Annotated in this window: 20 protein-coding genes; 7 read left to right on the top strand and 13 right to left on the bottom strand. The window is 60.7% G+C overall.

What is annotated here, in order from left to right; translation table 11 throughout:
- Positions 1-49: 49 nt before the first annotated feature.
- Positions 50-814, top strand: coding sequence for a RadC family protein (gene radC / locus BSF79_RS16550; RefSeq protein ID WP_090270937.1), 765 nt, complete (start codon positions 50-52; stop codon positions 812-814).
- Here the strand turns inward: radC and BSF79_RS16545 are convergent.
- The 3 genes from BSF79_RS16545 to secA form a co-directional block, all read right to left on the bottom strand.
- Positions 811-2370 carry a substrate-binding domain-containing protein gene (locus BSF79_RS16545; protein WP_090270936.1) on the bottom strand — a complete coding sequence of 520 codons (1560 nt, stop codon included), beginning with the start codon at positions 2368-2370 and terminating at the stop codon, positions 811-813. The genes radC and BSF79_RS16545 overlap by 4 nt on opposite strands.
- A gap of 26 nt (positions 2371-2396) precedes the next feature.
- A complete protein-coding gene (locus tag BSF79_RS16540) occupies positions 2397-3398 on the bottom strand; it encodes a hypothetical protein (RefSeq protein ID WP_139246472.1) in 1002 nt (333 codons plus the stop codon).
- 104 nt (positions 3399-3502) lie between these two features.
- Positions 3503-6190: a preprotein translocase subunit SecA gene (gene secA / locus BSF79_RS16535; RefSeq protein ID WP_090270934.1), complete on the bottom strand. Its 2688-nt coding sequence runs from the start codon at positions 6188-6190 to the stop codon at positions 3503-3505.
- 177 nt (positions 6191-6367) lie between these two features.
- Between secA and BSF79_RS16530 the strand changes: the two genes are divergently transcribed.
- Genes BSF79_RS16530 through mutT form a run of 3 tightly spaced genes read left to right on the top strand, consistent with a single transcriptional unit; the run spans position 6368 to position 8869 of the window.
- Complete coding sequence (locus BSF79_RS16530) at positions 6368-7219, top strand: peptidylprolyl isomerase (protein WP_090270933.1); 852 nt, start codon at positions 6368-6370, stop codon at positions 7217-7219.
- Between the two features lie 2 nt (positions 7220-7221).
- A complete protein-coding gene (gene argJ / locus BSF79_RS16525) occupies positions 7222-8448 on the top strand; it encodes a bifunctional glutamate N-acetyltransferase/amino-acid acetyltransferase ArgJ (RefSeq protein WP_090270932.1) in 1227 nt (408 codons plus the stop codon).
- A gap of 22 nt (positions 8449-8470) precedes the next feature.
- On the top strand, positions 8471-8869 hold the full coding sequence (gene mutT / locus BSF79_RS16520; protein ID WP_090270931.1) for an 8-oxo-dGTP diphosphatase MutT: 399 nt from the start codon (positions 8471-8473) through the stop codon (positions 8867-8869).
- A gap of 284 nt (positions 8870-9153) precedes the next feature.
- Here mutT and BSF79_RS19840 read toward each other — a convergent pair whose 3' ends face one another.
- The 6 genes from BSF79_RS19840 to pip form a co-directional block, all read right to left on the bottom strand.
- Positions 9154-9318 (bottom strand): hypothetical protein, encoded by a 165-nt coding sequence (locus BSF79_RS19840; RefSeq protein ID WP_175545359.1) that lies wholly within the window; start codon positions 9316-9318, stop codon positions 9154-9156.
- A gap of 125 nt (positions 9319-9443) precedes the next feature.
- The gene (gene infB, locus BSF79_RS16510) at positions 9444-11960 is read right to left on the bottom strand and encodes a translation initiation factor IF-2 (protein WP_090270929.1); all 2517 of its coding nucleotides are present in this window, start codon (positions 11958-11960) and stop codon (positions 9444-9446) included.
- The gene (locus tag BSF79_RS16505) at positions 11957-12589 is read right to left on the bottom strand and encodes an RNA-binding protein (protein ID WP_090270928.1); all 633 of its coding nucleotides are present in this window, start codon (positions 12587-12589) and stop codon (positions 11957-11959) included. Before BSF79_RS16505 ends, infB begins: the two co-directional genes overlap by 4 nt.
- Before the next feature lie 25 nt (positions 12590-12614).
- Entirely contained in the window at positions 12615-14222 is a 1608-nt protein-coding gene (gene nusA, locus BSF79_RS16500) for a transcription termination factor NusA (RefSeq protein WP_090270927.1), read from the bottom strand.
- 4 nt (positions 14223-14226) lie between these two features.
- Complete coding sequence (rimP, locus tag BSF79_RS16495) at positions 14227-14802, bottom strand: ribosome maturation factor RimP (RefSeq protein WP_090270949.1); 576 nt, start codon at positions 14800-14802, stop codon at positions 14227-14229.
- Between the two features lie 262 nt (positions 14803-15064).
- Positions 15065-16048 carry a prolyl aminopeptidase gene (gene pip / locus BSF79_RS16490; protein ID WP_090270926.1) on the bottom strand — a complete coding sequence of 328 codons (984 nt, stop codon included), beginning with the start codon at positions 16046-16048 and terminating at the stop codon, positions 15065-15067.
- Positions 16049-16097: 49 nt separating this feature from the next.
- Between pip and ubiG the strand changes: the two genes are divergently transcribed.
- Complete coding sequence (ubiG, locus tag BSF79_RS16485; protein WP_090270925.1) at positions 16098-16844, top strand: bifunctional 2-polyprenyl-6-hydroxyphenol methylase/3-demethylubiquinol 3-O-methyltransferase UbiG; 747 nt, start codon at positions 16098-16100, stop codon at positions 16842-16844.
- A gap of 6 nt (positions 16845-16850) precedes the next feature.
- Here ubiG and BSF79_RS16480 read toward each other — a convergent pair whose 3' ends face one another.
- Genes BSF79_RS16480 through BSF79_RS16465 form a run of 4 tightly spaced genes read right to left on the bottom strand, consistent with a single transcriptional unit; the run spans position 16851 to position 19146 of the window.
- Complete coding sequence (locus BSF79_RS16480; protein ID WP_090270924.1) at positions 16851-17294, bottom strand: MarR family winged helix-turn-helix transcriptional regulator; 444 nt, start codon at positions 17292-17294, stop codon at positions 16851-16853.
- Positions 17294-18124 carry a carbon-nitrogen hydrolase family protein gene (locus tag BSF79_RS16475; RefSeq protein ID WP_090270923.1) on the bottom strand — a complete coding sequence of 277 codons (831 nt, stop codon included), beginning with the start codon at positions 18122-18124 and terminating at the stop codon, positions 17294-17296. The genes BSF79_RS16480 and BSF79_RS16475 overlap by 1 nt, the downstream gene beginning before the upstream one ends.
- 5 nt (positions 18125-18129) lie before the next feature.
- Positions 18130-18387 carry a glutaredoxin 3 gene (gene grxC / locus BSF79_RS16470; protein ID WP_090270922.1) on the bottom strand — a complete coding sequence of 86 codons (258 nt, stop codon included), beginning with the start codon at positions 18385-18387 and terminating at the stop codon, positions 18130-18132.
- A gap of 36 nt (positions 18388-18423) precedes the next feature.
- On the bottom strand, positions 18424-19146 hold the full coding sequence (locus tag BSF79_RS16465) for a ComF family protein (RefSeq protein WP_175545360.1): 723 nt from the start codon (positions 19144-19146) through the stop codon (positions 18424-18426).
- 24 nt (positions 19147-19170) lie between these two features.
- On the opposite strand from BSF79_RS16465, the gene BSF79_RS16460 reads away from it, so the two are divergent.
- Together BSF79_RS16460 and hemH are read left to right on the top strand one after the other, a co-directional pair.
- On the top strand, positions 19171-19992 hold the full coding sequence (locus tag BSF79_RS16460) for a methyltransferase domain-containing protein (protein ID WP_090270920.1): 822 nt from the start codon (positions 19171-19173) through the stop codon (positions 19990-19992).
- Between the two features lie 59 nt (positions 19993-20051).
- The gene (gene hemH / locus BSF79_RS16455) at positions 20052-21116 is read left to right on the top strand and encodes a ferrochelatase (protein ID WP_090270919.1); all 1065 of its coding nucleotides are present in this window, start codon (positions 20052-20054) and stop codon (positions 21114-21116) included.
- Positions 21117-21141 lie beyond the last annotated feature (25 nt).

Below are 21141 nucleotides of genomic sequence, written 5' to 3'. Positions count from 1 at the left end.
CCTCGGCTGCGTTAACCAATAATTCACCCTCCGGGCGCAGCATCCCGGCATGAGCCCGCCGCGCGCCTTCACCGAATCGCCCATGCCGCTGTTTGACAGCGACGAGGTCGTCGTGCCTGCGCCGCGTCCTGCGGGTCGGGTGCCGTCTTACATGGCTGATCACCGCAAGCGCCTGCGGGATCGGTTCCTGTCCGGCGGCGCGGCGGCCCTGCCGGATTACGAGATGCTGGAACTGGTGCTTTTCCGCGCTATTCCGCGTCAGGATGTCAAACCCCTTGCCCGGCAACTGCTTGATACCTTTGGTGATTTCAATCGCGTCCTCTCTGCCGCGCCCGCCCGTCTGCGCGATGTCAAAGGCGTCGGTGATGCTGTCATCACCGAGCTGAAGATCGTCGAAGCCGCCGCGCATCGCCTTGCCCGCGCGCGGGTTCTTCAGCGCCATGTGATTTCCAGTTGGGATGCAATCCTGGATTACTGCCACACCACCATGGCCCACCGCGACACCGAACAGTTCCGCGTGCTGTTTCTTGATCGCAAGAACGTGCTGATCGCTGACGAAGAACAGGCGCGCGGCACCGTTGATCACGTCCCCGTCTACCCGCGCGAGGTTGCCAAGCGTGCCCTCGAACTCAACGCCTCTGCCTTGCTGTTGGTGCACAATCACCCCTCTGGCGATCCCACCCCGTCCACGTCAGATATTTCCATGACAAATCAGATCGTTGCCGCCTGTCAGGCGCTTGATATCACGCTGCACGATCACCTGATCGTCGGCAAGTCGCGCGAACTCAGCTTCCGCGCCGAGGGTCTGATCTAGCGCAGCCACACCTCGACCCGCCGGTTCACCTGCCGCCCCCAGGCGCTGTCGTCGCAGGCCATGGGCATCGCCTCGCCAAAGGCATCGACCTGCATGTCCAGCCGCTCGAAATTCGCCGTCTCCGCCGCCTTCGTGACTGCTTCGCGCACCGCCTCGGCCCGGCGCAGCGCAATCGCCTGATTGGCGCTCGCAGGCCCCTCGCCGTCGCTGAACCCCACAAACAGCAACCGCCGCGTGTCATAGGCCCCCGATTCCAGCGCCTGCGCCAGTTGCGCCACGTTCGACCGCGATTGCGCATCCAGCCGCGCCGACCCGGTCTCGAACCGAAACGTCGTGGTCAGCCGCCGCATCTCGCCCAGCACCTGCACCATCCGCTGCAATTCGGCCAGACCAATTTCGTCACCAGACCGCGCGATGGCATTGGCAAACCGATCACCTTGATCATTAATGGAAATCTCTTCCACCCCCTGATCCGTGAACCCCGCCCGCCGGATCACAAGTTGCGCCGATTCCGAGCGCGTAAAACTCAGAAACTCCCGCGCGACTTTGGGCAACCGCCGGGCAGGCAAATACAGAAACATCGGCGCAGTCAGCGGATAATCCTCGGTCTTGATCGTCTTGCGTTCCGCTCCCAGCGCAAACCCGCAACGCCCGCTCAATGCCACCGGCTTGGCATTGCCGATCTCTGTCACACTGGCCAAGCCAATGCCAAACGGGTCCGCCACCACGGCATCAGCCAATGCCTGATCGCTGAGATGCCGCACCGAATCCGCAGTTATCGCCTTGCCCACCGGCCCCAACAGTCGGTCCTCGACCGCCTGACCCAAGCCCGCCTTGCTGTCGCGCACATGCACCGTGATCGGCGCGTCCGGCCCGCCCAGTTGCGCCCAGTTGCTGATGTCACCGGAAAACACCTGCGCCAGGTCAGGCGTGCTGATCCGGTCCAACGGATTGCCCGGCGACAGGATCGGCACCAGCGCATCCAGCGCCAAAACCCTGCTGCGACCAGCAGCCCGCAGATTGCCCAACCCGGCCTCGCGCGCCAGCCACGCCTCGTTTTCGCGCACCTCCCGTAACGACATCACCAGATCAGCCTCATTCGCCAACAGGTCGGCAAACCCTTCGTCTGTATTGCTTTTTCGAATGTGAAACCGCGCGGTCACCTTTTGCGTCACGCGGTCGGTCAGGATGAATTCCGAATGGCTGTCGTCCTTGACCTCACGGGTCAGCGCGTGGCCGGATTTCTGGGCAAAAACCTCGATCAGCGCCGGCAACAGCACCTCCCCCATCGAGGCCGCGCCCGAGATCGAAAGCTCGGCCACATAGTCCTCAAGACTGGGGCAACCGGGGCCTTCACATTTCACGCCCGACCCATCCACGGTCAACTCGCCATAGATCGTATCAAGCCGGTAATACTCGCCATCGAACCCAAGCAACGTGCCCGAGATCTCGACCGTCTCGTCTTGCGAGATCAGCGTCACATCCTGGGCCCAAACTGGAACTGAAAACCCTAAAAGAAAGAGTGCGGCGAAAACCGCCGCACGCACCGTAGCCATAAATCAATACCCCGGATCGACACGAATTAGTTGCTGGCGATCTTCAGGTCTTGCAGCAGGTTTTTCAACACCAGAAAGTCACCAACCGCATCGCAATCCGGCATCGACAGCTCAACGTCCTGAACTTGCATCGTTCCGTCGTCGTTCAGCTGCATCGCCTGTGCCGAAACATCGCGGCCGCAGTTTTGCGTGTTGACCTCGGCCTCGACCTGCAGATCGACATCGCCCGCGCGCGCCGCAGTGCCCGACGGAAAGGTATAGACCTCGGCGCGCAATCCGCCCTCAAGCTCGGGATCGCCAAGCCGGGTCAGGAATCCACCCGCGCCGTGTGCGGCCTCTTCTGCCGATCCCGTATGCTCGAACCAGATATGGCCTTTTTCACCGTATTGCGCACCGTATTCCATCGCGTGCAGGTGCAACCCGCTGTCACCAGCCCATTGCACAACGACTCGGTCGTAATAGGCAAGCGACGCCACCTCGGTATGTGCCACGGCACCCATGCCGTTTCCGAAATCGGCGATGAAAACCGCCTGCTCGGACAGCGCCGGCACGGTCAGCGTCCGTGTGCCATCGACCCCCGTGACGGTCGAAAACATCATGCTGTTGTGATGGATCGTCACGCGTGCGTTCGCCAAACAATCAGCCGCTATATCAAGGCGCACCATTCCTGCCACCGATGGTCTGGCGGTCATTTCAGGCTCGCAGACAGCTCCGAATTCCGGCTGGCTTTGATCCTGCGCCAAAGGCTGCATCGTTGGGGCGCTTGCCGCGACAGTGCGTACCGGCATCGAAGGAAGATCCAGCGCGGCCCGCGCTTCTTCTGGCGGCACCGGCAAGGCCGAGGTATGCGCGACCTCGGTCAGCTGCATGGGCGAGGCCACATCCGGCGTTGCGATGGGGGCCGGTGTCATCGGCACCGCCGCGATCGTCCGGGGATCCGGCTCGACCGAAGACTGCATGACATAACCAATGGCTATCGCCATCGAAACCGAGCCGCAGGTCAAAAAGAACCGATTAGAAAGTGACATAACTGCCTCCGAACGCAAAACCGCCTAACAAGACGTTAATCATTCGAAAAGGGCAGCTATGTGGCGCTCACGCGGAACCATTCTGGCAACGCGCGAGCAGTTTGTCAGGCCAACTTTCCGTGGCAGTGCTTGAACTTTTTGCCCGATCCACAGGGGCAAGGCTCGTTCCGCGCCGGGTTTCCCCAAGTCGTGGGATCATTTTCGTCGAACCCTTCGGCCGCCGGTGCCGCTGCGCTTTTCTCTGCGGCGGGGGGCTGCATCGCGGCTTGCTGTGCCATCATCTGCTCAACCGCTGCGCGCTGCTCTTCTTCGCTCTGCGGGCGGATATGTGCCAAATTCTGGGTCACATCCTCGCGCAAGCTGTCCAGCATCGATTCGAACAACTGGAATGCCTCGGCCTTGTATTCGTTCAGCGGATCACGCTGCGCATACCCGCGGAACCCGACAACCGACCGCAGATGCTCAAGCGTCAGCAGATGCTCACGCCACTTGGTGTCGATCGTTTGCAGCAGGATATGTTTTTCGATCATCCGCATGGTGTCGGGACCGAACGCCGCTGCTTTGCTGGCCATCATCTGATCGGCTGCATTCTCAAGCCGCTCCGTGATCACCGTGTCATCCACGCCCTCTTCGGCTGCCCACTCGATCACCGGCACATCAATGCCCAGCTTTTCGATGCAAGCGGCATACAGCCCCTCAGCATTCCACTGATCGGCATAGGTCTTGGGCGGAATAAAGGTGTCGACCAGATCGTCGATCACCTGATGCCGCATGTCCTGCGCGATTTCTGACAAATCGGCTGCTTCCATGATTTCGCGACGCTGGGTGAACACCACCTTGCGCTGCTCGTTCATCACGTCATCGAATTTCAGCAGCTGCTTGCGGATGTCAAAGTTGCGCCCCTCGACCTTGCCTTGCGCGCGCTCCAACGACTTGTTCACCCAAGGGTGAATGATCGCTTCGCCTTCCTTCATGCCAAGCGTCGCCAGCACCTTCTCCAACCGCTCCGACCCGAAAATCCGCATCAGGTCATCTTCCAGCGACAGGAAGAACGACGACCGGCCCGGATCACCCTGGCGGCCCGACCGACCGCGCAGCTGGTTGTCGATCCGGCGGCTTTCGTGGCGCTCGGTGGCCAGAACGAACAAGCCGCCCGCTTCCAGCACCTTGGCCTTCTCATCGGCATGTTCCGCTTCGATCTTGGCGCGCACCTCATCAGGGTGCACGTCAGGATCGGCGGCCATCGCCTCCAGCACCTTCAACTCGACGTTGCCGCCCAGCTGAATGTCGGTGCCGCGCCCGGCCATGTTGGTGGCAATCGTCACCGCGCCGAACTTGCCGGCATCGGCTACGATCTGCGCCTCTTTTTCATGCTGGCGTGCGTTCAGAACGTTGTGCTCAATCCCTGCGGCGGTCAGCAGCTGGCTGAGGAATTCCGACTTTTCGATCGAGGTCGTCCCCACCAGAACCGGCTGCCCCTTGGCATGCGCTTCTTCAATCGTCTTAACCACGGCTTCGAACTTCTCGCGCCCGGTGCGGTACACCGCATCGTCATCATCCACCCGCGCAATCGGACGGTTGGTCGGCACTTCGATCACGCCCAGCCCGTAAATCTCGGCAAATTCCTCGGCCTCGGTCAGCGCGGTGCCGGTCATGCCCGACAGTTTATTGTACAGCCGGAAATAGTTCTGGAACGTCACCTGCGCCAGCGTCACGTTTTCCGGCTGGATATTGCAGCCTTCCTTGGCCTCGATCGCCTGATGCAAACCGTCCGACAACCGCCGCCCGGCCATCATCCGGCCAGTGAATTCGTCGATCAGAACCACATCGCCATCGCGCACGATGTAATCCTTGTCCTTGGTAAACAGCTTATGCGCCCGCAGACCCTGGTTGATATGGTGCACCAGCGTGGTGCTTTCGGGATCATACAGGTTCTGCCCCTCGGGCAGCAAACCGCGTGTCACCAGCAACTGTTCCAAGAACTCGTTGCCCTCTTCGGAAAACGTCACATTGCGGGTCTTTTCGTCCAGCGTGAAATGCTCTTCCGTCAGCTCTGGGATCAGCTTGTCGATCGCCAGATACATATCCGACCGGTCCTGCGCCGGACCGGAAATGATCAGCGGCGTGCGTGCCTCGTCGATCAGGATGCTGTCCACCTCGTCGACAATCGCATAGTGATGCGAACGCTGGTTCATCTCGGACAGTTCGGATTTCATGTTGTCGCGCAAATAATCGAACCCAAGCTCGTTATTGGTCGCATAGGTGATATCGGCGGCATAGGCCGCCTTCTTCTCGTTCTCGGGCTGCTGCGGATACACCACCCCGGTGCTCAGCCCCAAAGCGCCATAAACCTTGCTCATCCACTCGGCGTCACGCCTGGCCAGATAATCGTTGACCGTGACGATGTGCACACCCTCATGCGTCAGCGCATTCAGATAGGCCGGGAACGTCGCCACCAACGTCTTGCCCTCGCCGGTCTTCATCTCGGAGATATTGCCCTGATGCAGGAAAATCCCGCCCATCAGCTGCGTGTCAAATGCCCGCAGCCCCAGCGCCCGCTTGGCCGCCTCGCGACAGTTGGCAAAGGCTTCGGGCAGCAGCGCATCAAGGCTTTCGCCGCCGATCGCGCGCTGCGACAGCTCGGCTGTTTTTTCCTTCAGCCCCTCGTCGGTCAGCTTCTCAAACTCGGGTTCCAGCGCGTTGATCTGCTCCACAAGCGGGCGCGTCGCCTTGATCTTTCGGTCATTGGCCGTGCCAAAGACCTTTTTGGCAAGAGTTCCGAAACCCAGCATGTTCTATCCGATCCGGTCGTTGACATCATCGTGCGCGGCATCTGCTTGCCGCCCGTAACCACACAGAATAAAACGAGTGCGAAAACCAGCAGCCAAAATGCCTCAAAGCGATGTAAGCGGCGGCTGGTGCAGTGTCAACGTCGCGGGCCCAAGGCGCGCCATCAAAGGACCAAACTCATGTCAAAACGTCTCACATATCTGTCAGGTGCAGTGCTTTCACTGTGCATGGCCCTGCCCCTGGTCGCCGAAGAGACACCCGGTATCGACACGGTCGTCGCCACAGTCAACGGTACGACAATCACCTTGGGGCATATGGTCCAGATGCGCCAACAGCTACCCGAGCAATATCAGGCGCTGCCCGACGAGATCCTGTTCAGCGGTATTCTGGATCAGCTCGTGCAACAGACCCTCCTGCAGCAGTCGCTGACCACGCCCGAGCCCGCACGCGTGCGCGTCGCACTTGATAACGAGCGTCGCGCCCTTCTGGCCGGCGAAGTGCTGGACGGCATCGCCACCACCTCCGTCAGCGACGAGGCCCTGCAAGCAGCATATGACGCGCAGTTCTCCTCTGCTGACCCGGCCACCGAATACAACGCCTCGCACATCCTGGTCGAAACCGAGGAAGAGGCCATCAAGCTGGCCGAAGATCTGCGCGCAGGTGCGGATTTCGCCGAGATGGCCAAGACCCACTCCACCGGCCCCTCCGGCCCGAATGGCGGCGAACTGGGCTGGTTTGGCCCCGGCATGATGGTCAAACCCTTCGAAGATGCCGTTGTCGGCATGGAAAAAAGTCAGATCTCCGATCCGATCAAAACCCAGTTCGGCTGGCACGTGATCAAACTGAACGACACCCGCCTCAGCGACGCCCCCGCGCTGGACGAGGTCCGCGCCGAGCTTGAATCCGAACTGCAACGCAAGGCCATCGAAACCCACATCGCCGAGCTGACCGCCGCCGCCGCCGTCGACAAATCCGCAGGCACCGCGCTTGATCCCGCAATTCTGCGCAACGACGCCGTTCTGGAGAACTGAGAATGGGCAAAATCACCAAGCGGTCGCCGCTCGCGCCTGCGGCCTTCCCTGCGCTGCCGGTGATCGACGGCGTGACCTTTGCCGCGGCGCAGGCCGGCGTGCGCTATCAGGGCCGCACCGATGTGATGCTGGCGCGCCTTGCGCCCGGCACAACGGTCGTGGGCACCTTCACCCGCTCGGCCACCCGCTCGGCCCCGGTGCTGGACTGTCAGGCCAAGATCGGCGGCGCGTCTGATGGCGCGGCCGCGATCATCGTGAATTCGGGCAATTCCAACGCCTTCACCGGCAAAAACGGCGTGGTCTCGACCCGCGCCGTCACATCCGCCGTCGCCACGACTCTCGGAATTGACGAAGCGCGCGTGTTCTCGTCCTCTACCGGCGTCATCGGTGAACCGCTGCCACACGATCGCATTACCGCCAAACTGGCAGAGCTGGCCGACAACCTGTCCCCCGACGGGATCGAACAGGCCGCCAACGCCATCATGACAACCGACACCTTCCCCAAAGGCGCCTGCGCCGAGGTCCAGATTGACGGCAAAACCATCAAAATCGCGGGCATCGCCAAGGGCTCCGGCATGATCGCACCGGATATGGCCACGATGCTGGTCTATATCTTCACCGACGCACAGGCCGACCGCGCCACACTTCAAACCCTTCTCTCAGGTCTGACCGATGTGACCTTCAACTGCATCACCGTTGACAGCGATACCTCGACCTCCGACACCCTGCTGCTGGCCGCCACCGGCGCGTCCGGCGTCTCGGTTGATGGCAACGCCGCCTTCGCCGACGCCTTGCACGGCGTTATGCTCGACCTCGCGCATCAGGTCATTCGTGACGGCGAAGGCGCCACCAAGTTCGTCGAGATCGCCATCACCGGCGCCGCCACCGATGCTGACGCCAAAACCCACGCCATGGCCATCGCCAATTCGCCGCTGGTCAAGACCGCCATCGCCGGCGAGGACCCCAACTGGGGCCGTATCGTCATGGCCATCGGCAAATCCGGCGCCGCCGCTGATCGTGACCTTCTGTCGATCCGCTTCGGCGATGTTCTGGTCGCCGAAAACGGCTGGGTCTCGCCCGGATACGACGAAGCCCAAGCCGCCGCGCATATGAAAGGCCAACACCTGAACATCAGCGTTGACCTTGGTCTTGGCAGCGGAAAATCCACGGTCTGGACCTGCGATCTGACCCACGGCTATATCGACATCAACGCCGATTACCGTTCGTGACCTACAACCGGAAGGTGCGCCCATGAAAACCGTCCTCGTCTCGGCCGTCGCCCTGATTGACGCAGATGGGCGCATCCTTCTGGCCCAACGCCCCGAAGGCAAATCCATGGCGGGCCTGTGGGAATTTCCCGGCGGCAAGGTTGAACCCGGCGAAACACCCGAGCAGGCCCTGATCCGCGAATTGCAAGAGGAATTGGCCATTGATACCTGGTCCAGCTGCCTTGCCCCGCTCACCTTCGCGTCGCACAGCTATCCCGATTTTCACCTGTTGATGCCGCTGTTCGCCTGCCGCAAATGGCAGGGCATTCCCGTCGCGCAAGAGGGTCAGACCCTGAAATGGGTCCACGCGCGCGACCTCAGATCCTATCCAATGCCCCCCGCCGACGTGCCTTTGATTCCCGTTTTGCGCGATTGGCTCTGAACGCCTGCGCAAATTTTCAGCAAAGCCGACGTTTTTTCTATCCTTTCGGCTAAGGGCGCACAAAATAATTTTCTCATTCGTATATTTTGGCAATATTGTGTCATTTTTTTGTATGTTTTGTTTACCGCGATGGTCTATCTTGGTTCTACGTCAAATCGTTGGGGAGGACTTGACATGTTGAGAACCATAGTTATCGGAAGCTGCGTTTCCGTTCAGGGCACATTCGTTCGCGGACTGCCGGATGGGAAAATTCTTGTTCGCGTTGGCGAGCGTGAGTTTGCAGGTCAGCCGGTGCCGACGCGCGCCGCCTGAAACACTCTATCGAACAGATAGAAAAACGGGGCAGTCACTCGCTGCCCCGTTTTCTTTGGAAAACGCCCAAACTCAAATTCGTAACCAGATACTTCAACGTGGCGCCGCTTGCAGGTGACGCCCGGCAGTGCCCGCATGCGCGCTCCCATATTCTCAGCTAACTTGGCCGTCTGCAGGCCTGTGCTGCTCTCGAAAAACCAAAACGCCCGCGCCACAGAATGGCGCGGGCGTTTTGTATACGTCCCGAAGCAGTAAGGCCCGCTTAGTCCAGCTTGCGCACGACTTCTTCGCGCTCGAAAATCTCGATGACATCGGCAGGGCGGATATCGTCGTAATTCTCGAAGGCCATACCGCATTCCTGACCCGAAGTGACTTCCTTCACCTCGTCCTTGAAGCGCTTCAGTGTCTTCAGCGTGCCTTCGTGGATCACCACATCGTCACGCAGCAGGCGAACACCAGCCGACCGGCGGGCAACACCCTCGGTCACGATACAACCAGCAACCTTGCCGATACCCGTAACCTTGAAGACTTCCTTGATCGTGGCATAACCGATGAACTTCTCACGGATCTCGTTGCTCAGCAGACCGCTGGCCGCCGCTTTCACGTCATCCACAAGGTCATAGATCACCGAATAATACCGGATCTCCACACCCTTCTGGTTGGCCGTGTTCCGCGCGCTGGCGTTGGCCCGCACGTTGAAGCCCATGATCGGTGCGCCGCTGGCCTCGGCCAGACCCACATCGGTTTCGGTGATTGCACCAACACCCGAATGCAGAACCCGCACACGCACTTCGTCGTTGCCGATTTTGTCCATCGCCTGAACGATCGCCTCGGCAGAACCCTGAACATCGGCCTTCACAAGGATCGGCAGTTCGTCCACGGTTTCATCCGCCTTGGCCTTGGCCATCAGCTGCTCCAGCGTGGTCGCCGCACCGGCAGCCGCACGTTTTTCCTTGGACATATCCGCACGGTAATCCGCGATCTCACGCGCCTGTGCTTCGGTCTCGACCACGTTCAGAACATCGCCCGCTTCAGGCGTGCCGTTCAGGCCCAGAACTTCGACAGGAACCGACGGACCGGCCTCTTTCACCCGATCACCCTTGTCGTCGATCAGCGCGCGAACCTTGCCCCACTGCTCACCCACAACAAAGATATCACCTTGGCGCAGCGTACCTTTCTGCACCAGAACCGTGGCAACCGGACCGCGACCCACATCCAGCTGCGCCTCGATCACAGCGCCTTCGGCATTGCGATCAGGGTTGGCTTTCAGCTCCAGAATCTCCGCCTGCAGCGCGATGGCTTCCAGCAGTTGATCCAGGCCCTTGCCGGTCTTGGCCGAAACTTCAACGTCCTGCACGTCGCCGGACATCTCCTCGACCACCACTTCGTGCTGAAGCAGATCCGTGCGCACTTTTGTCGGGTTCGCCTCGGGCTTGTCGACCTTGTTGATCGCCACAATCATCGGCACGTTGGCCGCTTTGGCGTGGTGGATCGCTTCGATCGTCTGCGGCATCACAGCGTCATCCGCCGCAACCACCAGAACCACGATATCGGTCACATGCGCGCCGCGGGCCCGCATCGACGTAAACGCCGCGTGGCCGGGTGTATCCAGGAACGTCAGCAACGCGCCATTGTCGGCTTTCACCTGATAGGCACCGATGTGCTGCGTGATCCCACCAGCTTCGCCCGCAACCACCTTGGCATGGCGGATCGCATCCAGAAGCGAGGTCTTACCATGGTCAACGTGACCCATGATCGTGATCACTGGCGGACGCGGCAGCAGCTCTTCCGGCTTATCTTCGATATGCTGGATCACATCTTCCACATCGGCGTCCGACACGCGAACCACCTTGTGGCCGAATTCCTCGATGATCAGCTCGGCGGTATCGGCATCAATCGTCTCGTTCTGCGTGACCATCATGCCGCTCTGCATCAGCGCCTTCACAACGGCCCCAACACGTTCCGCCATCCGGTTTGCCAGCTCAGACACAACAATGGTCGGCGGCAACTGAACATCACGGACCACCTTTTCGCGATCCATCGCTCCGCCCATCGCCTTCTGACGCGCACGCTCCTGCTTGCGCTTCATCGCGGCCATGGATTTCTGACGACCACCTTCGCCGCCCGAAAGCGCCTGATTCAGCGTCAGCTTGCCAACACGACGACCATCGTCAACGCGTCCCTTGCCACGACGATCCTGCGCCTCGGCCTCGCGCTCTTTTTTGCGCGGCTGAGTCGACGACGGCGCGCCACCCGAAGGTGCCGGACGGGCGCGCGGCGCGGCAGTGCCTTCTGCAGGTGCAGCAGCCTGTGTGGCGGCATCTACAGCAGCACGCTTGGCCGCATCTTCCAGGTCTTTAGCCTTGCGGGCCTCTTCCTCGGCCTTGGCGGCCAGGGCGGCAACGCGCTCGCGCTCTTCGCGCTCCTTGGCTTCCATTTCCTCGCGGCGGCGCTTGCGATCTTCTTCGCGGGCCTTTTCGTCGGCGATACGCGCTGCGGCTTCGTCAGCCTCACGGGCTTTCGCCGCCTGAAGGGCGCGCAAACGGCGCTCCATCTCTGCGTCGGAAATCCCGGCAGGGCGCTTGGACGGATCGCCCAGCGCGGGGTTAGACATCATGCCGGTCTTGCCTGCACCAGGCTTGGGAACCACAACGCGCTTGCGCTTGGTTTCCACCACGACGTTCTTGGTGCGGCCATGGCTGAAGCTCTGCTTCACATTGCCCGCACGGGGGCCTCCACCGTGGACACCCAAAGTCTTTTTACCGTCGTTATCGCTCATCTGGCTTTTTTATCCTTTCCGGCGCTCGTTTCGCCGTCCGAAACGCGCAGACCCTTAAGTCTTGCGGCCTCATTTACAACACGTTCGGTCAAACCGCCAGCGCCTAGCGCCACGTGAATTACAGTTTGTCGCCCAAACGCCATTCCCAGCTCATCCGCCGTAAGCCATCCGATGAAGGATCCGAAATGCGGCGTGCTGAGTTTTGACTTGCCCCGACCCGAACCATCAATGGCCTGAATCAGCACTTCAGCCTGTTCTTTGGACAACCAGTCCTTGACCTTTTCATACCCGGCGACGGCCAAACCGCCCTTGCGGGCAAGGCTGATCAGATCGACCACGCGGCGTACCATCATCTGCTCGACCACGTCAGGCAGATTGTCCGGCACCGTCACCGGCTGCTTTGCGGCGCGGGCAAACAAACCTTTGCTCGACGCCCGCTCCAATGCCTTGCGGTCCGCAGCCACCCAGATACCGCGCCCGGGCAGCTTTTCCATCAGATCAGGCACGATCTGCCCGTCCGGACCGACCACAAAGCGGATCAGCCCATACTTGGGCTGAACTTCGCCAGTGGCGATGCACTTGCGCTCTGAACCGTCTTCCCGGTCCTTGGTTTTTCCGCCGCGCGTCATCCGCCGAACCCCCCGAAGCCTGCGATCAGGCCTCGGCTTCCTCTTCAACGCCTTCGGCTTCTTCAGCCTCCAGCTCGGTCGGATCAACCCAACCCAACAGCACGCGGGCCGTCATGATTAGGGTCTGCGCTTCGTCCAGCGCCATGTCAAACTTCTCCAGCAGACCCTCATCCTTGACCCGCTCACCATCGACCGTGGTCCAGCCGCCGGCCAGTTCCCAGTCGGCACAGGTCGCGAAATCTTCCAGCGTCTTCACACCATCTTCGGCCAGCGCCTCGATCATCTGCGGGGTCAGCCCCTCGAAATTCACCAGACTGTCTTCAACGCCCAACTCGCGTGCATGTTCCAGCGCGACCTTGGCCTGTGTTTCCAGATGTTCGCGGGCACGTGTCTGCAACTCGCCTGCTGTGCCTTCATCCACACCGTCGATGACCAGCAGCTCTTCCAGCTCGACATAGGCGACTTCTTCAAGGTTGGTGAACCCTTCGGAAACCAGCAGCTGAGCAAAGAACTCATCCAGATCCAGCGCGTCCATGAACAGCTTGGTACGCTCTTCGAATTCCTTCTGACGGCGCGCCGATTCGTCGGACTCGGTCATGATATCAATGTCCAGTCCGGTCAGCTGCGACGCCAGACGCACGTTCTGACCACGGCGACCAATCGCCAGGCTCAGCTGCTCATCGGGCACCACAACTTCGATCCGCTCGGCGTCCTCATCCAGAACCACCTTGCTCACCTCGGCGGGCTGCAATGCGTTCACTAGGAAGGTCGGCACATCTTCGTTCCACGGGATGATGTCGATCTTTTCACCCTGCAATTCGTTCACAACCGCCTGAACCCGGCTGCCGCGCATACCCACACACGCCCCGACCGGGTCGATCGAGTTGTCATAAGACACGACAGCGATCTTCGCGCGCGATCCCGGATCACGGGCCACCGCCTTGATCTCGATGATCCCGTCATAGATCTCGGGAACTTCCATCTTGAACAGCTCGGCCATGAACTGCGGATCGGTGCGGCTCAGGAAAATCTGCGGCCCGCGGGCCTCGCGGCGCACATCCTTGATATAGCACCGCACACGGTCGTTCGGGCGATAGCTTTCGCGCCCGATCTTCTCGTTGCGGCGCAGGATCGCCTCGCCACGGCCCACGTCAACGATGACGTTGCCATATTCTTCACGCTTGACCACGCCGTTGATGATCGTGCCGGCACGATCCTTGAATTCTTCGTACTGACGGTCACGCTCGGCTTCGCGCACCTTCTGCAAGATCACCTGCTTGGCAGACTGCGCCGCAATCCGGCCCATCTCGACCGGGGGCACTTCCTCGACATAGGTGTCGCCAACCTTGGGCTCGGCCATATACTGCTTGGCCTGCTGAACGGTAAGCTCCGACTGGTAGTTCTCCAGCTCTTCGTCCTCAACGACAGTCCGCACGCGGGTAAACGTCGCCTTGCCGGTCTTGCGGTCGATATGAACGCGAATGTCCATCTCCGAGCCGTAGCGGCTCTTGGCAGCCCGTGCCAGCGACTCTTCCATCGCCTCGACCACCAAACCGGGGTCGATCATCTTTTCGCGGGCAACGGCCTCGGCGGTTTGCAGCAGTTCCAGCTGATTTGCGGAAGTGATGGCCATGGTCTCAGTCCTCCTGGGAACCGTCGTCGGTTTCGATTTCGTCAAAATTGTCGTCGTTCAGCGTGCCCGCTTCCTTGCGTTGCCGCAGCATCTCGCGGATCAGCTCGTCAGTCAGCACCAGCTTGGCATCGGTCAGCCAGTCAAACTCCAGCCCGACCGTACCCTCTTCGATATTGATCAGCACCTCGGTGCCTTCAACCCCGGCCAGCTCGCCTTTGAAGCGGCGGCGCCCGTCAATCAGATCAGCGGTTTCGATCTTGGCCTCATAGCCCTCGAAGGTCTCGAAATCCTTCAGCCGTGTCAGCGGCCGGTCGATACCGGGGCTGGAGACCTCCAGAATATACTGATCCAGGATCGGATCTTCAACATCCAGAATGGCGCTGACTTCGGTGCTGATCCGCGCACATTCGTCCACCTCGATCCCGCCCTCGGGGCGCTCGGCCATAATCTGCAACGTATGGGTCTTGCCGCCCATCAGGCGCACACGGACAAGTTCAAACCCCATGTCCTCAATGACAGGGGTGATGATCTCGGCCAGACGGCGATCAATCGCGGCTTTGGCTATCAGGTCGTTGGTCATCATCTTCCAGACACAAAAAAACGGGCGCGCGGCCCGTCGATCTTTCCCGGTGGTGCGTCAGAGGTCCGACACGCCGCTGTTGGAAGCCATATACGCCCTCGGGTCCGAGTCTGCAAGGGCCATCTGCCCAGCGCGGTTGCCGCAGTCATTTCCGCCCGTTGCCACAAAGGTTAACGCCGCCCCGGCTGCCCGGCCGTGCACGGGGGGCGCACACCCGGTGCACAGGTTGTGACAGGGCAAAATCGCCCCATCCCGCCACGTCTTAGGCCAACGACCGCTCCTCGGCGATCCGGTCCATCACCCGCACCAATTCGGCGCTGATACCGGGTTCCGACAGCGCGTGCCCGGCATTGCGGATCATCTGCAAATCCACGTTTGGCCAGCGTTCCGCCAGCTTCCACGCCGACACAGGCGGGCAGATCATGTCATATCGCCCCTGCACGATCACACCGGGGATATGCGCGATTTTCTCCATATGATCAAGGATTTGGCCGTCACGCTCCAGAAATGCCCCGTGGGTAAAATAGTGGTTTTCCAGCCGTGAAAATGCTCGCGCATATTCGCCTGGGCTGTCGCCCCCTGCGCCGTTCGACTGCACGGACGCCAGCGCATTTTCCCACTCGGCCCAAGCCTTGCCGTATTTGGTTTCCACCGCCAAATCGCCTGAAAACAAACGCTTATGATAGGCCGCGATCAAATCCCCGTGCTCGTCCTCCGGGATCAGGTCGACAAACCGCGCCCAGGTCTCTGGCCAGAATTTCCCGGCCCCGCCGCCATAAAACCAATCCAGCTCGGATTGCGTTGCCAGAAATACCCCGCGCAGGATCAGCCCGCTGACCGCCTCGGGATGCGCCTGCGCATAGATCAGCGCCAGCGTCGCCCCCCAGCTGCCGCCGAACACGATCCAGTCCTCGATCTCAAGCGTCGCGCGGATCAGTTCGATATCGTTAACCAAATGCCACGTAGTATTGGCTTCAACACCGGCATGAGGCCGCGACCGTCCGCACCCGCGCTGATCGAACAAGACGATCCGATAAACTTCCGGGTCGAAATATCGCCGCATCGCCGGGCTGCATCCGCCGCCCGGCCCGCCATGAAACACAACCACGGGCAGCCCATTCGGATTGCCTGATTGCTCAAGATATATCTTGTGCCCATCGCCAACATCCAGCATCCGCTGATCGAACGGGTCGATCGGCGGGTGCAAATAGTGGACTGCGCGCTTTTGGCCTGAGAATTTGTCCATGACTGTCCTATATACAGGGTTACGTCAAAAAGAGCACATGGAGAGCAGAATGCAAGCCGCTCAGACCACAGTTGATCCAGCGGAAGTCGCCAAATTCGAGGCGATGGCCGCCGAATGGTGGGATCCAAAGGGAAAATTCAAGCCGCTGCACATGCTCAACCCCTGCAGGTTGGACTATATCACACGCCAGATCGCCGGGGAATATGACCGCGACCTGACCGCCCAGAAACCGTTCAAGGGTCTGAGGTTGCTCGATATTGGCTGTGGCGGCGGGCTTTTGTCCGAACCGATGGCCCGGCTTGGTGCCACCGTGGTCGGCGCCGATGCCGCCGAAGGCAACCTGCCCGTCGCCCGGATCCACGCCGAACAGTCTGGTTTGGAAATCGATTATCGCCACACCACGGCCGAGGCGCTAGCCGCCGCAGGTGAACAATTTGACGTCGTTCTGAACATGGAGGTGGTCGAACATGTGGCCGATCCGCAGGCCTATCTGACCGCCTGCCAGCAGCTTCTGAAACCCGGCGGGCTGCACATCTGCTCAACCATCAACCGCAATTCCAAAAGCTTTGCCGTGGCCATCGTTGGCGCCGAATTCATAATGCGCTGGCTGCCAAAGGGAACGCATGAATGGCATAAATTCATCACCCCAGACGAACTGTTCGCCCTGATCCGCGGTGCCGGGCTGGACCCGGTGGATCGCAAGGGATTCGTGTTCAACCCGATCAGCTGGCAATGGTCGCTCTCAGATCGTGACCTAAGCGTGAACTATGTCACCGCCAGCCTGAAACGCGGCTGACCCGGCTCAGTTCTCATCCTCAAGCCGGATCCGCAATTCGCGCAGAATCGGTAGGGCGGCGCGCACTTTTTCGTCGCCCATTTCGCTCACCAGATCCGAAATCATCGGAGAGATCGCCGCCAGCGCCGCATCCCGTGCCTGCCGCCCTGCGGGGCTGATCGCCACCATCTTGCGGCGCGCGTCATCCCAATCGGGCCGGATATGCACATAGCCTGCCCATTCCAGCTTGGATAACGTGTTGGTCATCGCCCCGCGCGTGACATGAAAACTCTTCGCCAATTGCGCCGGGCTACGCTCCACCGACGCGCGCGCCAGATGGTTCAGCACCGAAAAATGCGAGATCTCCATCCCACGCGGCAACACCCGTGTCAGCCGGTTGCGCACCAACTGATCCGCGATCAGCAATTCGCTGAACAGCGCAATGGCAAGGGAATTACTGGCGTCATTCATCAGGGGGCGTCAAACTCTCGGTCGTGGGTCAGCGAAGGCACGCGGCCCCGCGCTTGTGTCACAGCCGACGGATCAAGATCAACAAAGCTGACCCCCGGCTCGGTGCCCGCGTCGACCAGAACCTCGCCCCATGGCGCCACGGCCAGACTGTGGCCATGCGTGCTGCGCTTATGTCCGGTGCTGCTGGCATGGCGACCGGTCTGCGCCGGAGCAAGCACATAACACCCTGTTTCGATGGCGCGCGCCCGCAACAACGGCTCCCAATGCGCCGCACCGGTGACCGGCGAAAATGCCGCCGGAACCGTCAGGATCTGCGCCCCGGCCTTGGCCAACGCCCGGTGCAAATACGGAAAGCGGATGTCATAGCATACGGTCATACCCACTCCGCCAAAGGGCGTCTGCACGCAAACAGCACGCGTTCCGGGCCGATAGCCCGCTGATTCGCGATAGGTTTCGGTCTCGGATACCTGCACGTCAAACATGTGGATCTTGTCGTACCAGCCCGCAATCTGACCATCCGGCGCAATCAGGAACGACCGGTTGGCAAACCGCCCATCCGCATCATCGGTCTTAAGTCCAAGCGAGCCGATCAGCAGCCAAAGGCCCAGCTCTTTCGCATCCGAGCGCAGCGCCGCAAGGGTCTGGTCCTGCTCCTGCGGGCGCAGCACCTCGTTCTGCCGCGTGCGGCTGCTGGACAGGCAATTGGTCACTTCGGGGGTCAGAACAAACCCCGCGCCACCCTCGGCCGCCTGACGGACAAATCCGCGCGTGACCGGCAGGTTTACCTCGGGATCATCCGAAACGTTCAACTGAACCAGTGCTGCGCGCATCCTCTTCACCCCGCCAGAAGCGCGTCGAGCTTGCCCGCGCGATCAAGTGCATACAGCTCATCGCAGCCACCTACATGCGTGTCACCGATAAAAATCTGCGGCACGGTCCGCCCGCCATTGGCGCGCTGGATCATCTCGGGCTTGCGGGTCGGGTCGGCCATGACGTCGATCTCGGAAAAGCTCACGCCTTTCTGGGTCAACAGCCGCTTGGCCGAATGGCAAAAGCCGCAAAACGGCGAGGTATAGATTTCAACAGGCTGCATATCCGGTTCCCAATTTGTCAGAAGCTTGTCTGAAATTTAGGGCCCCTTGGCAACACGCGCCAGTGCCAGAACCGAAACTTCACTTGCATTCGCCGCCAAACAGGCGTCACCACAGGCGGAAAACGTGGCTCCAGTGGTCATCACATCATCAATCAACAGCACATGACGGCCCGCAATCGAACCGCTGCGGCGTGGATGCGGCATGATGCTTTCCTGAAGCGCGGCGAACCGCTGTTCCAGCCCCTGCCCCTTGAGCGTTGTCGTCCGTCGATGGCGGACCAGCAGATCCGGGCAGTATTCCAGCCCCGCCAGGCGCGCAAAGGCATGCGCCAGCAGCGCCGCCTGATTGAAGCGGCGTTTGATCATCCGGGTCCAGTGCAGCGGAACCGGCGCCACCAACATATCCGCCGCTAAGATCGGGCCGGCCGCGTTCAGCATCCAGCGCGCCGCCGGATGGGCGATGTCGTGCCTGTCGCCGTGTTTCAGCGCCAACGTAAGCTTGCGACCGTTGCCATCATACATCAGCGCCGCGCGCCCTCGCTGCCAGGGACGCGGTAACGCCATGCAATCGTCGCACAGTTCCACCTCGCCATCCGACTCGCCCGGAAGCGGCGTGCCGCACACATCACAGGTCAGCCCGCCGATAAACGGCGTGTCGCGCCAGCAAGGGCCACACAGCCCGAACTCGCTGTCCACCATATCACCGCAACACAAACACCGCGGCGGATAAACAAGACGCAAGGCTGTTTGAAGTTTCAGCGCGCCCACACTAGTTTCACCTCCATGACACACGCCCCCAGACTGACCGACCGCAAGGCCCTGCTTCGCAATCGCGCCCGCGCCGCGCGCAACCCAGCGCTGTTCCTGCATGAAACCGCCGCCGAAGAGCTTCAGGATCGGCTCTCGATGGTTAACAGGACGTTTACAACGCCCGCGATTGTTGGGGGTTTTTCCGATTTCTGGCAAACCGCCCTGCCTGACGCGCACTGCGTCGACGACACAGACGTGTTGGATCTGGAGGAGGGCGCGCATGATCTGGTGGTTCATGCCCTGTCGCTGCACTGGGCCAATGACCCGGTTGGGCAACTGATCCAGTGCCGCCGCGCGCTCAGGCCCGATGGGCTGTTTTTGGGCGTCGCCATGGGTGGTCAAACTTTGGCAGAGCTGCGCGCCGCACTGGCCGAGGCCGAGACGGAAGTAACCGGCGGCCTGTCGCCGCGCGTGGTTCCGATGGGCGAAATCCGCGACCTTGGTGCTTTGCTGCAACGGGCGGGGCTGGCGCTGCCGGTGGCCGACAGCCTGCCCCTGACCGTCAGCTATCAAACCCCGCTGCACCTGATGCACGATCTGCGCGCCATGGGCGAGACCAATGCGCTGGACGCTCGCCTGCGACGCCCCACACGCGCCTCGGTGTTGCGCCGTGCGGCTGAAATTTATCAAACCGCCCATTCCGACACCCAGGGCCGTATCCCCGCAAGTTTCGAGCTGATCTTTCTGACCGGCTGGGCCCCGGATGAAAGCCAACAAAAACCCTTGCGCCCTGGTTCGGCTGTTTCACGGCTGGCGGATGCGCTTGGGGCACAGGAAAACATCTTGCCGGATTGACGAACGCCACACGACCTTTATTTCGAACCGTAATATCCACTCAGACAGAAGAGACCCCGATGCTGGACGCGACCCCCAAAGCCACCTGCCCCGCTCACGCACCGGCGGACCACCCGAAAATTCCGGCTGAAAAGGTCGGTATTCTTCTTGCCAACCTCGGCACGCCGGACAATTACGATTACTGGTCAATGCGCCGTTATCTGAACGAATTTCTGTCGGATCGCCGCGTAATTGATTACCCCCGGTGGAAATGGCAGCCGCTGCTTCAGTTAATTATCCTGACAAAACGCCCCTTCAGCAGTGGCAAAGCCTATAAGTCTATCTGGAACGAGGAGCAGGGCGAAAGCCCGCTGATGACGATCACCAAGGATCAGACCCGCGCCTTGTCAGCCGAGATGCAGACACGGTTTGGCGATCAGGTGATGGTTGATTTCTGCATGCGCTATGGCAACCCTTCGACCGACTCCAAGGTCAGGGCGATGGTTGAAGCGGGATGCACCAAAATCCTGTTTTTCCCTCTGTACCCGCAATACGCCGGTGCGACCTCGGCCACCGCGAATGATCAGTTTTTCCGTGCCCTAATGAAGGAGACGCGCCAGCCCGCCGCGCGCACAGTGCCCGAATATTTCCAGCACCCCGCCTATATCGAGGCTTTGGCGCAGTCGGTCGAACGTGGCTATGCCGACATTCAGGATCGTCCGGATCTGTTGATTGTATCCTATCACGGGATGCCACAGCGGTATCTGATGGAGGGCGATCCCTATCATTGCCAATGCCAGAAAACCACGCGTCTGCTGAAAGAGCGGCTGGGCTGGGCGGATACCGAAATCGCGACAACGTTCCAGTCAGTCTTTGGACCCGAGGAATGGCTGAAGCCCTATACCGTCAAGGAAGTTGCGCGGTTGGCCAGCGAAGAAGGCAAGAAAAAGATCGCGGTCATCGCCCCGGCCTTTTCCGCCGATTGCATCGAAACGCTGGAAGAGATCAACGAAGAGATTCGCGAAAGCTTTGAGCACGCGGGCGGCGAGCAGTTCACGTATATCCCATGCCTGAACGACGATCCGGCACATATCCACGCCCTGAGCGAAGTGATCACCGAGAACCTGAAAGGTTGGCTGGGCTGATCTTTTCAGGCTACGAACAAAGAAA

Origin of the sequence: Thalassovita taeanensis (assembly GCF_900110775.1) — a bacterium.
Taxonomy (GTDB): Bacteria; Pseudomonadota; Alphaproteobacteria; order Rhodobacterales; family Rhodobacteraceae; genus Litorimicrobium; species Litorimicrobium taeanense.
This window is presented reverse-complemented; position numbering and strand designations above follow the sequence as displayed.